General features: G+C 73.9%; 7 protein-coding genes. 2 read left to right on the top strand and 5 right to left on the bottom strand.

The genetic code is table 11. The features are described 5' to 3' along the window. Positions 1 to 372: 372 nt before the first annotated feature. The gene (gene typA, locus ACIRRH_RS04460; RefSeq protein ID WP_224279967.1) at positions 373 to 2277 is read right to left on the bottom strand and encodes a translational GTPase TypA; all 1905 of its coding nucleotides are present in this window, start codon (positions 2275 to 2277) and stop codon (positions 373 to 375) included. Between the two features lie 257 nt (positions 2278 to 2534). On the opposite strand from typA, the gene ACIRRH_RS04455 reads away from it, so the two are divergent. Together ACIRRH_RS04455 and ACIRRH_RS04450 are read left to right on the top strand one after the other, a co-directional pair. Next, positions 2535 to 2705, top strand: coding sequence for a hypothetical protein (locus tag ACIRRH_RS04455; RefSeq protein ID WP_403061616.1), 171 nt, complete (start codon positions 2535 to 2537; stop codon positions 2703 to 2705). Then, on the top strand, positions 2702 to 3415 hold the full coding sequence (locus ACIRRH_RS04450; RefSeq protein ID WP_403061613.1) for an alpha/beta fold hydrolase: 714 nt from the start codon (positions 2702 to 2704) through the stop codon (positions 3413 to 3415). Before ACIRRH_RS04455 ends, ACIRRH_RS04450 begins: the two co-directional genes overlap by 4 nt. Here ACIRRH_RS04450 and ACIRRH_RS04445 read toward each other — a convergent pair. The 4 genes from ACIRRH_RS04445 to ACIRRH_RS04430 all read right to left on the bottom strand — a co-directional run bounded on the left by ACIRRH_RS04445 (position 3412) and on the right by ACIRRH_RS04430 (position 11528). Then, a complete protein-coding gene (locus ACIRRH_RS04445; protein WP_403061610.1) occupies positions 3412 to 5223 on the bottom strand; it encodes an ABC transporter family substrate-binding protein in 1812 nt (603 codons plus the stop codon). The genes ACIRRH_RS04450 and ACIRRH_RS04445 overlap by 4 nt on opposite strands. 91 nt (positions 5224 to 5314) lie before the next feature. Beyond that, the gene (locus tag ACIRRH_RS04440) at positions 5315 to 7834 is read right to left on the bottom strand and encodes a SpoIIE family protein phosphatase (protein ID WP_403062402.1); all 2520 of its coding nucleotides are present in this window, start codon (positions 7832 to 7834) and stop codon (positions 5315 to 5317) included. Between the two features lie 309 nt (positions 7835 to 8143). Continuing rightward, positions 8144 to 10891, bottom strand: coding sequence for a SpoIIE family protein phosphatase (locus ACIRRH_RS04435; protein WP_403061607.1), 2748 nt, complete (start codon positions 10889 to 10891; stop codon positions 8144 to 8146). A gap of 139 nt (positions 10892 to 11030) precedes the next feature. Beyond that, a complete protein-coding gene (locus ACIRRH_RS04430) occupies positions 11031 to 11528 on the bottom strand; it encodes an NUDIX domain-containing protein (RefSeq protein ID WP_403061604.1) in 498 nt (165 codons plus the stop codon). Positions 11529 to 11861 lie beyond the last annotated feature (333 nt).

Here is an 11861-nt window from a genome sequence, read left to right as displayed (position 1 = left end):
GTTCCCGCTGTGCCGTCCGCGCTCGTGGTTTCGGCGCGCACCCCTGCGCGTTCACCCTTGACCCGAGCCTGACTGCACCCACTATCCGTCACGCACGGACACGAAAGTGACCAGTCGCGATCTCAATTAGGTCACATGAACAGTCGGTAAGTTTCGAAAACCGGACATTTGAGACATAGCCAGACAGGCACCAACCGGACAGTCGTCACGGATGACGAACTGTCATGTCCGCTCAGCGGACGTCCGGGTGTGATGAGCGCTATTCCGTTAATAGCGCTCCCGGCAACTTGGAGTAGTTGAAAAAGTTCGCCCCCCTTCCCATGGGAAAGGGGGGCGAATCATTCCGGCCAATGGCCGTTCAGTGCGTCCGGATCACGCCTTCTTGGCGCGCGAGGCGGTGCGTCCGCGGTCCTTCTGGTCGAGGACGACCTTACGGATGCGAACCGTCTCCGGGGTCACCTCGATGCACTCGTCCTCGCGGCAGAACTCCAGCGACTGCTCCAGCGAGAGCTTGCGCGGCGGGACGATCGACTCGGCCACGTCGGCGGTCGAGGACCGCATGTTGGTGAGCTTCTTCTCCTTGGTGATGTTCACGTCCATGTCGTCGGAACGCGAGTTCTCACCGACGATCATGCCCTCGTACACCTCGGTGCCCGGCTCGCAGAAGAGCACGCCGCGCTCCTGCAGGTTGGTCATCGCGAAGGCGGTCACCACACCGGCCCGGTCGGCGACCAGCGAGCCGTTGTTGCGGGTGGTCAGCGTGCCGAACCACGGCTCGTGGCCCTCGTGGATCGAGTGGGCGATGCCGGTGCCGCGGGTGTTGGTGAGGAACTCGGTCCGGAAGCCGATCAGACCGCGGGACGGCACGACGAACTCCATCCGGACCCAGCCCGAGCCGTGGTTGGACATGTTGTCCATCCGGCCCTTGCGGATGCCCATGAGCTGCGTGACCGCGCCCATGTGCTCCTCGGGCACGTCCACCGTGAGGCGCTCGACCGGCTCGTGGGTCTTGCCGTTGACCTCCTTGGTGACCACCTGCGGCTTGCCGACGGTCAGCTCGAAGCCCTCGCGGCGCATGGTCTCGATCAGGATGGCCAGCGCCAGCTCACCACGGCCCTGCACCTCCCAGGCGTCCGGGCGCTCGGTGTCCAGCACGCGCAGCGAGACGTTACCGATCAGCTCGCGGTCCAGGCGGTCCTTCACCTGGCGGGCGGTGACCTTGCGGTCCACCTTGGCGCCGGACTTGGCGTCCGCGCCCTTGCCGCTGCCGCCGCGGCCGACCAGCGGCGAGGTGTTGGTGCCGATGGTCATCGAGATGGCCGGCTCGTCCACCGTGATCAGCGGCAGCGCGACCGGGTTCTCCGGGTCGGCCAGGGTCTCGCCGATCATGATGTCGGAGATGCCGGCGACGGCGCAGATGTCACCGGGGCCCGCCACCTCGGCCGGCTTGCGGGTGAGCGCCTCGGTCATCAGCAGCTCGGAGATGCGGACGTTCGAGATGCTGCCGTCGCGCTTGATCCAGGCCACGGTCTGGCCCTTGCGCAGCTCGCCCTGCTCGACGCGGAGCAGCGCGATGCGGCCGAGGAAGTTGTCGGCGTCCAGGTTGGTGACGTGGGCCTGGAGCGGGGCGTCCTCGTCGTAGCTGGGGGCCGGGACGTGCTCCAGCAGGGTGGAGAAGAACGGCTCCAGGTTGGTGCTGTCGGCCGGGACGGTACCGTTCTCCGGCTTGGTCAGCGAGGCGACGCCGTCACGGGCGCAGGCGTAGACGATCGGGAACTCGATCTGGTCCTCGTCCGCGTCCAGGTCCAGGAACAGGTCGTAGGTCTCGTTGATGACCTCGTCGATCCGGGAGTCCGGACGGTCGGTCTTGTTGATGCAGAGGATGACGGGCAGACGGGCCGACAGCGCCTTGCGGAGCACGAAGCGGGTCTGCGGCAGCGGACCCTCGGAGGCGTCGACCAGCAGGACGACCGCGTCCACCATCGACAGACCACGCTCGACCTCGCCACCGAAGTCGGCGTGGCCCGGGGTGTCGATGATGTTGATGGTGATCGGCGCGCCGCCGTCTTTGGGGTGGTACTTGACCGCGGTGTTCTTCGCGAGAATGGTGATGCCCTTCTCGCGCTCCAGGTCGTTGGAGTCCATCATCCGGTCGTCGAGCTGCTGGTGGGCGGCGAAGGCGCCGGCCTGCTTGAGCATGGCGTCGACCAGCGTGGTCTTGCCGTGGTCGACGTGGGCGACGATGGCGACGTTACGGATGTCGTTGCGCGTGGGCATGCCTTGCGGATTCTCCCGGAATCGTGGGTTGCGGCGCCCGGCTGCGTGACGCGCACTTGCGATCCCTGTCGATCGCCGCCGCCCGTTCCGCCTGCTACTACCGGTCCACCCGCCGGGCACATGGCCATGCCGCGGCTTCCTCCTATCGTACGGGGAAGGGCCGAGGTGGGCGGAAACCAGCCGGTCAGGCGGGATCAAGATCACAGGTGGGTCACACTCCCTTCACCCGGCGGCCGGGTTCCGACACCCTTCCGTTCGTGATCCGACACGTCTGCTCCCGCCGGCCGGCCCCGGCCGGCCGTTCGCCCGCCGCCACCCTCATGTCCGACGGGTGTCCGGCCCGGGCCCGCAAGGAGTGCCCCGAGCCGGCCGGGACCGCCGGCGTCGAACGCCTGCCGGAGCCGGGGCCCGCGGCGGTGGCCCGGTGAGCGTGCCGATCGTCCTGGTGCACGGCACCCGGTTCAGTGCGGGGCAGTGGAGCCCACAGCTGGCGGCGCTGCGGGAGGAGTTCCCGGTGGTGGCCGTCGACCTGCCCGGGCACGGCGCCAGGCGCGGCGAACCGTGGAGCCTGACGGCCGCCTGCGCGGCCGTCGCGGCGGGGGTCGAGGAGCTGGACGGCGGGCCCGCCCTGGTGGTCGGGCACTCGCTGGGCGGGTACGTCGCGCTGGAGTTCGCCCTCCGCAGCCCGGAGCGGCTGCGCGGGCTGGTCCTCGCGGGCGCGAGCGCCGACACCCGGGGGCGCTGGGCGGTCCCCTACCGGGCGGTCGGCGCGCTGGTGCCGCGCGTCCCGTCCGAGCGGCTGTCCCGGTGGAACGACGGGCTGCTGCGCCGGCTCTACCCGCCGGAGGTGGTCGCGGCGACGATCCGCGCCGGGTACGGCTTCGAGGCCCTGCCCGCCGCCTGGGCCTCGGTGCTCGGCCGCTTCGAACCGGGCGTCCTGCGCCGGGTCGAGGCCCCGGTGCTGATCCTGAACGGGGAGAAGGACACCGCCTTCCGCTCCGGCGAGCGGGCCTTCGCCGCCGCCCACCCGCACGGGCGGGCCCGGATCGAGCTGGTTCCCCGGGCCCGGCACCTCGCCAACTTCGACGCCCCGGAGGCCTTCACCGACGCCCTGCGCCGCTTCGCCCGGGAGCTCTAGCTGCTCCAGCCCACGTCCTGGAAGCGCGGCCACCCGAACCCGTACGCGCCCGCGCCGGCCACCCCGGTCCGGACCCCGACCAGCTCCGGCCGCTGGTAGAGCGGCACCGAGTGCCCGAGCTGCCAGATCCGTACGTCCGCCTCCTGCAGCATGTCCAGCCGGGCCGCCGGGTCGAGCTCGGCGGACGCCCGGTCGAACAGCCGGTCGATCTCCTCGGTGCCGCTGCGGCCGTAGTTGGTGCCGGGGTCGACGGTGCCGTCGGCGTTCGGCCGGGGCTTGGCGTACGCGGAGCGCTGCTCGGACGCCGAGCCGGGGCTGGCCGGCCAGGAGAAGAGCGCGAGGTCGAAGTCCCCGGCCGCGAGGTGGTCCTTGACGAAGGTGTCGGCGGGCGCGGTCACCGTCTGCACCGCGACGCCCTGCTCGGCGAGGTTCGCGGTGAGTGCGTCGGCGGTGCGCTTGGCGGTCGCGGAGCCGGCCGGGACCAGCAGCCTCAGCGCCAGTTCCGTCCCGCCCTTCGCCCGGGTGCCGCCGCTGGCGGGCCGCTTCCAGCCGGCGTCGTCGAACAGCCCGGCGGCATCGGCGGGGCCGGCGGACCCGCTGTTGTCGCGGTACCCGTCCTGGTCCCCGGCGAACAGGTGGCTGCCGAGCGGGGCGGGCGCGAGGCCGAGCGGGGTGAGGGCGGCGTCGGCGATCCGCCGCCGGTCGACGGCCCGGCCGAGCGCGAGCCGCAGCGCCGGGTCGGAGAGCGGGCCCCGCGCGGCGTTCACCGTGAGCTGGGTGAGCGAGGGCGCGGCAGCCCGGTGCACGGTGACGTTCGGCAGCGACTCGGCCCGCTTCAGGGCGAGCGCCGCCACCTCGGGCGCGGCGGCGGGCGGTGCCGCTGCCGCGGAGGGGCTGCCGGACGGTGCGGAGGGGCTGCCGGACGGCGCGACCGACACCGCCTGGTCCACCGCCGCCGTGAGCGGGGCGATGTCCAGCTCGTCCTGGTCGAGGTCGTCGAGCCGCCGCTCGGGCGGCGTCGCGAGGAAGTCGATCCGGTCGATCTTCGGCCGGTCACCCCACCAGCGCGGGTTGCGTCCGACCGTCACCCGCCCGCCCTCGTCGTTGTACTGGGACACCGTGTACGGCCCGGCGGTCAGGTGCGCCCCGCCGACCAGCGCCTGGTTGAACGAGGCGGCCGTGGCGGTCTCGGCGGCCGGGTAGAGCGGCCCGAACAGGGACTGCCACTCGGCGTACGGCCGCCGGAAGGTGACCCGGATCTCGTGCGGGTCGGCGCCCTCGGCGATCACGTCGATGGCGTCGTACCCGGCCGGGTGCCCGCTCTCGTAGGCCCGGTCGAGGCCGGCGAGGGCGGTCCGCTGGGCGGTGAAGTCGGCGGCGGAGAGCGGGGTGCCGTCGCTCCAGACGGCTTGCGGGTTGAGCCGGTAGGTCACCACCTGCGGCTCCTGTCCGGGCGGGGTGGACTCGGCGCCGACCAGGTAGTCCGGGTCGGGGACGGGCCGCCCGTGCTCGTCGAGCCGGAACAGCGACGGGTAGAGGGCGTGCGCGAGCAGTGCCGAGTCGGCCGTCGCAGCAGGCTGGTAGACGTTGAGCGTGGCGGGCACCCGGTCGACGGCCCACCGCAGCACCCCGCCGTCCTCGACGGCGTCGCGGTCGGCGGGCCGGACGTCCCCGGTGGTGGTGGTGGGATCGGCCGAGGCCGGTACGGGCTCTGGGGTACGGGCCGGGGCCGGGCTGTCGGAGCAGCCGCCGAGACCGGCGACGAGCAGCAGCACGGTGGCTGCGGCGGTGAGCTGGCGGACGCGCATGGCGGCCATCGAACGCCGCCGCGGGCACCCGGCACGGGCCGACACGGCGGGCGGCCGGGCGACTGCACCCGACCGGCCCACTGCCGAACGGCTACAGCGCCAGCTCGAACCAGACGATCTTGCCCTTGGGCGTGCGCCGGCTGCCCCAGCGTTCGGCCAGCAGACTGACCAGTTGCAGGCCGCGCCCGCCCTCGTCGGTCTCCTGGGCGCGCCTCTGCCGGGGCTGTGCGTAGCCGTCGTCCCAGACCTCGCAGACCAGGCTGCGTTCGCGCAGCAGCCGCAGCCGGATCTCGCCCCGCCCGTGCTTGAGCGCGTTGGTGACCAGCTCGCTGACCAGCAGCTCAGTGGTGTCGACCAGCTCCTCCAGCCCTCGGGAGAGCAGCCAGCTGCACGCCAGCTCGCGGGCCTTGGCCACCGAGGTGGGCTCGGGCGGCAGGAACCAGTTGCCGACGGCGTCGTCGGGGAAGGCGTGCACCTTGGCCATCAGCAGGGCGATGTCGTCCTCGCCGTGGTGCGGGTTGAGCTCGCCGAGCACGTGGTCGCAGAGGTCCTCCAGCCCCTTGCCCTCGTCGGAGAGCGCGGTGCGGAAGGCCCGCAGACCCTCGTCCAGCTGGTGCTTGCGGCTCTCCACCAGGCCGTCGGTGTAGAGGGCGAGCACGGCGCCGTCCGGGAGGTCGATCTCGACCTCCTCGAAGGGCTCGCCGCCGACGCCGAGCGGCAGGCCGGGCGGCACGTCGAGCATCCGGGCGCCCTCGCCGGGGCTGAGCAGGACGGGCGGCAGGTGGCCGGCGTTGGCGAAGAGGCAGCGGCGGGTGACGGCGTCGTAGACCGCGTAGACACAGGTGGCCAGGTAGACCTCCCGGGCCTCCTCGTCGGCCGTCGAGGTGAGCCGCCCGTACGGGGTGGGCGGGCCGGCCGGCACCGAGTCGTCGCCGAGGCCGCGGGCGATCTCGTCCAGGGCGCCGAGCACCTCGGCGGGGTCGAGGTCGAGCATCGCCAGGGTGCGGACGGCGGTGCGCAGCTGGCCCATCGCGACGGCGGCGCGCAGGCCGCGGCCCATCACGTCGCCGATGACCAGCGCGGTGCGGTTGCCGGGCAGCGGGATGACGTCGAACCAGTCGCCGCCGACCTCGGTGTTGTTGTTGCTGGGCAGGTAGCGGCAGGCGATCTCCAGGCCGCTGGCGGCCGGGTTGCCCGGGGGCAGCAGGCTGCGCTGGAGGATCAGCGCCCGCTCGTGCTCGCGCCGGTAGAGCCGGGCGTTGTCGATGCAGACGGCGGCGCGGGCGACCAGTTCCTCGGCGATCGCGACGTCGCGGGCGTCGAAGGGCTCGCTGCCGATCGCCCGGGAGAGCTGGACGAGGCCGAGCACCTGGTCGCGGGCGACCAGCGGGACGATCAGGGTGGAGCGCAGCAGCGGGTCGGGCCCGGGCTCGGGGACGACGCTGCGGCCGGTGCGCAGCGCCCGGGCGTGCGGGGAGCGGCGCGGGTAGCAGAGGGTGCCGCCGGCCTCGGCGATCGGCAGGCCGGTGACCGAGCCGAGCACCGAGGAGGCGCCGCCGACCACGCTGGAGACGGCGACCCGGCGCAGTTCGCCGCTGCCGTCGGTGAGCACGGTGTCGCCGAGCCGGCCGGCGCTGGGCACGGTCTCGCCGGAGAGCAGCGCGGTGTAGAGGTCGACGGTGGCGAGGTCGCAGAACGGCGGGACGACGACGTCCAGCAGTTCCTTGGCGGTGGTCTCCAGGTCGAGCGTGGAGCCGATGTGCGCGCTGGCCTCGTTGAGCAGGGCCAGGTTGCGGCGCACGCCGTCGGCCTCGCGCTCGGCGACGTGCCGGCTGGTGACGTCGGAGACCTGCCCGGCCACGCCCATGGTCTGCCCGGCGGAGCCGTTCAGGCGGTACAGCGAGACGGCCCAGAGCCGGTTGCCCTCGCGGGTCGGTACGGCGCCGTGGAAGCGCAGGTCGAAGACGGGCTCGCCGGTGGCCAGGACCTTGCGCAGGGCGGCGGTGAGCCGGTCGGCCTCGGACGGCGGGAAGAGGTCGTACGGGGTGAGGCCCTCCAGGTCGGTGGGGACCAGGCCCATGCCGGAGGCGAAGGCGTCGTTGACCCGCTGCAGCCGCAGCCGGTCGTCGAACAGCACGAAGCCGGTGGGCGTCTGCCCGAACACGGCCTCGGAGGCGGCCAGGTCGGTCTCGATCCGGCGCAGCCGCCCGAGGTCGACGGCCAGGCAGGTGGCGCCCGCGGTGGGCAGGGCGCTGTCGGGCATCAGGTAGAGCTCGGCGAGGCCCTCGCCGCCGTCGGCAGCCCGGTACGGGGTGGTGCCGACCCACTCCTCGCCGGCCAGGGTGTGTTCCAGCCGGGCCCGGCCGCGCTGCCAGAGCTCGCGGGGGACGAAGGTGGTGATCGGGTCGGCGCCGACCGCATCGGCGGCCGGGACGCCGAAGAACTCGGCGGCGCGCTCGCTCCACTGGCTGATCCGCCCGTCGGGGCCGATCGCGAAGGTGGCGACCCGGATGTAGTCGTAGATCGAGCCGGGGTCGCCGGCGCCCCACGCCCGGTCCCCGGGGACGGGGCGGTGGCCGCGGCCGGTGACCGCGCCGTCCGGTACGGGCAGGTGCACGGAGCCGGCCTGCCCGGGTACAGCGGCATGACGGCTGCTGCTCGGCGACGTGCTCCGTGCCGGAGTGCTGTTCAACGGACCGACCCCTCCAACCCGCGACCGTCCGGATGTCGAGAAGACCGAGTATTCATCATCGAGGGGTACGTTCACACGCCCTCAACATCACAACATCAGATCGGGCGAAGGTTTTTGTCCTACCGCCCGCGCAACCACAATGCCACGCTCGCGCCCCCTTCCGGAGCGCGCGCTCCCCCTGAGCTCCCGATGGCATATGCGGCACCGCTCCCCTGCTGTTCGCTCCGCTCACGATCCGTCGGGCTCACTACCCGGCAGCGCCTGCTCGAACCAGACCACTTTGCCGATGCCCTCGGCCCGGGCGCCCCAGCGCAGCGCCAGCAGGTGGACCAGCTCCAGACCGCGCCCGCCCTCGTCGGCCTCGGCCGCGTGCCGCTCCCGGGGCGGGTCGGGCAGCGGGTCGGAGATCTCGACCAGCAGCGTCTCACCGAGCGTCAGCCGCACCCCGATGGGGGCGCTGGCGTACCGGACGGCGTTCGTGACCAGCTCGCTGACCAGCAGCTCGGCGGTGTCGGTGAGCTCCTCGACGCCCCACTCGGCGAGCATGGCGCGGACCAGCCGGCGGGCCCGGGAGACCGCGGTGGGCTCGGCCGGCAGGGTCCAGCCCGCCGTCGGGGTGCCGGCCTGGCCGTGGCCGAGCCGGGCCAGCAGCAGCGCGACGTCGTCCGGTTCCCGGCCCTGCTCCATGGTGTCCAGCACCGCCTCGCAGGCGGACTGGATGGAGGCGTGCGGTTCCTGGAGCACGGTGACCAGCCGGCCGAGGCCGACATCCAGGTCCTTGTCCCGGGACTCGACCAGGCCGTCGGTGCACAGCGCCAGCAGGCTGCCCTCGGGGATCTTCAGTTCGACCGACTCGAACGGAACTCCGCCGACGCCGAGCGGGGCGCCGGAGGGCAGGTCGAGGATGCGGCCGGCGCCGCCGGGCAGCGGGCCGCCGGTGTGGGTCGGCTCCGCGACGTCCTCTCCCGGCACCACCAGCACCGGCGGGATGTGCCCGGCCTTGGCGACGGTGAGCCGGGCCGTCGCCGGGTCGAAGACCGCGTAGACGCAGGTGGCCAGCAACGCCTCGTCCGGGCCCTGGGCGAGGTCGTCGGCCAGCTCGTGGACGTGCCGCAGCAGGACGTCCGGCGGCAGGTCGAGGGCGGCCAGCACCCGGACGGCGGTGCGCAGCCGTCCCATGGTGGCGGCGGCCCGCAGGCCGTGGCCCATCACGTCGCCGACCACCAGCGCGGTGCGGTCGCCGGGCAGCGGGATGACGTCGAACCAGTCGCCGCCGACCTCGGTGCCGCTGCTGCCGGGCACGTACCGGTAGGCGACCTCGACGCCGGTGGGCTGCGGGACCTGCTGCGGGAGCAGGGTGCGCTGGAGGGTGAGCGCGGCGGTGCGCTCGCGGGCGTAGAGGCGGGCGTTGTCCAGCGAGCTGCCGGCCCGGTCGGCCAGCTCGACGGTGAAGGCCAGGTCGTCCCGGTCGAAGCCCTCGCGGTAGCCGGCCCGGCTGACCAGCAGCAGGCCGATCACGATGCCGCGGGCGCGCAGCGGCACGACCAGCATCGAGTGCACGCCGAGGTCCCGGGCGGCCTGCATCTTCGGGTCCCCGGGGTAGGTGACCTCGTCCAGCTGTTCGGCGCCGGACAGCAGCTCGGGCACGCCGGTGCGCAGCACCCGGCCGCAGACGGAGTCCTCGGCGAAGGTGATCCGGGCGCCGCGGCGCAGCATCACGTCCACCTCGGGGCCGTCCTGGACGGAGGCGGTACCGAGCTGGAGCAGCGAGGTGCGCCGGTCGTGGCCGTGCCGGGGCAGGTCGTCGCCGTGCGCGACGGCCTGGAGCAGGATCACCGCCGAGTGGTCGGACAGCCGGGGGACGACCGAGCCGGCCAGCTCCTGGGCGATCCGGGAGGCGTCCAGCAGGTCGCCGACCCGGGAGCCGAACTCGTTGAGCAGCGAGAGCCGGCGCCGGGCGTGCTCGACCTTGGCGACCGCCCGGTAGCGCTCGGTCACGTCCATCACGGTGCCGGAGATGCCGAGCACCCGGCCGGAGCGGTCGGTCATCCGGCTGTAGGAGATCGAGCGGTAGCCGGCCCGGGTGGTGACCGGGGAGGCCAGGGTGACGTCGATGACCGGCTCTCCGGTGGCCAGCACCTGGCGCTGGATGGCGGTGATCTCGTCGGCGGCCCGCTCCGGCAGGGTCTCGCCGGTGGTGCGGCCGACGTGGTCGTCCAGGGCGACGCCGTTCATCTCGGCGAGGGTCCGGTTGACGGCGGTGTAGCGCAGGTCGGTGTCCATGATGGCGATGCCCAGCGGGGACTGCTCGAACAGCGCGTCGCGCACCGCGAGGTCCCGCTCGACGGCCCGGACGGCGCCCGCCTCGGCCATGTTGACCTGGAGGAACGGGGTGCCGTCGCCGTCCACCAGGAGGGAGATCCGGGCGTCCACGGCGACCGGTGCGCCGTCCCGGTCGCACAGCTCGGCGTGGCCGGCCCAGCGGCCGTGCCCCAGGGTGTCCTGGATCGCGGCCCGGATCCGGGCGACCTGCTCCCGGTCGGGGATCAGCTCGTCGATCCGGCGGCCGACCAGCAGCTCGTTCGGCCAGCCGAGCAGTTCCTCGGCGGCCGGGCTCCAGAGCACCACCCGGCCCGCGGTGTCCAGGATCGCGATGGCGACCTTGAGCATGTCCAGCAGGCTGCCCTCTCCGGGCGCACCGGGGCCGCCCGGGGCGTCGGCCGGACCGCCGGGGAACGGCCGGCCGGGGCGGCTGCGCAGGCCGGGCCGGACGCCCGGCTCGGCCGTCGCCAGCGTCGGCGCCGGCTGGTCGGGCCGCGCGGCGGCGGGGGCCTCGACGGTGCCGCCGCGACGGCGGCCGGCCGGTGGCCGGGGGGCGGCCGGACGGGCGGCGCGGCGCAGTCGGGCGCGGGCGGCGGCGCTTCCCGCGGAGCCTGCCCGCCGCCCTCCCCCGCCGCCGTTCCCGGTACTCGACACCGACGGGGCCTCCGGCTCTGGTCGGGATCGGCGTCGCCGGCTGGGGACGGCTCACCGATAGTGACGAATAGTGCCGAAAAGTGACATACCCAGCAGCATCCAGGCTATCCCGGCCCGCGGGTCGTCTTGTCCGATTGACCTACCCGGCGGACTGCGCGTCGCCCGCCGCCGACACGCTGTCCGCGGCCGCCGTCCCGCCCTGCGCGAGCAGCCGGGCAACGTGCGGCAGCACGTCACGGTCGTGGTCGATCCAGTCCACGGCGTCCAGCTCGTCCGGGCCCAGCCAGCGCAGCGCGTCGTGGTCCTGGAGTGCGCGCGGCTCGCCGGCCAGCAATTCCGCGGCCCAGAAGCGCAGCTCCAGGCCGGGGCGCACGGCCCACGCGCCCGGCAGCCGGGTCAGCGCGCGCGCCCGGACGCCGAGCTCCTCCAGCAGTTCCCGCTCCAGTGCCTGGGCCTCGGTCTCCCCGGGCTCGGTCTTCCCACCGGGGAACTCCCACCGGCCGGCCACCGCCTCGGGCGCGCTGCGCCGGGCGGCGAGCACCCGGCCGCGGTGGACCAGCGCACCGCCGACCACGATCCGGGGAGCGGCGGGGGTGTCAGGTGCGTCAGGGGTGGGGCCGGCGTGGGTCGCGTCCATGGCCCGACCCTACGACCTCAGGCGTTCCGGACCGTCCCGTCCTCGGCTTCCGGCCGGGCCGCCCCGTCCTCTTCGACCCAGTACATCTGCTTGTGCCCGCGGGCCGGGGCCCTTGGCGACCAGGAAGCGGTTGCCGTTGTCGTCCTGCCGCATCACCCGGTAGGTGCCCCTGGCGGGAGGGTATCGGGAGCTCCTGCGGCTGTCGCGCTCCGGGCCGGACGGGCTGGTCCCCGGCTCGCGTGGGGGTCGGGCCGGGGACGTGCCCACGACCGTACGGCCGGCGGGTTACCGGCAGGTACGGGCGCGGTCAACGGCCGGTTACCGGGTGCGCGG

Source organism: Kitasatospora sp. NPDC101235, from assembly GCF_044767505.1.
Classification (GTDB): domain Bacteria; phylum Actinomycetota; class Actinomycetes; order Streptomycetales; family Streptomycetaceae; genus Kitasatospora.
This window is presented reverse-complemented; position numbering and strand designations above follow the sequence as displayed.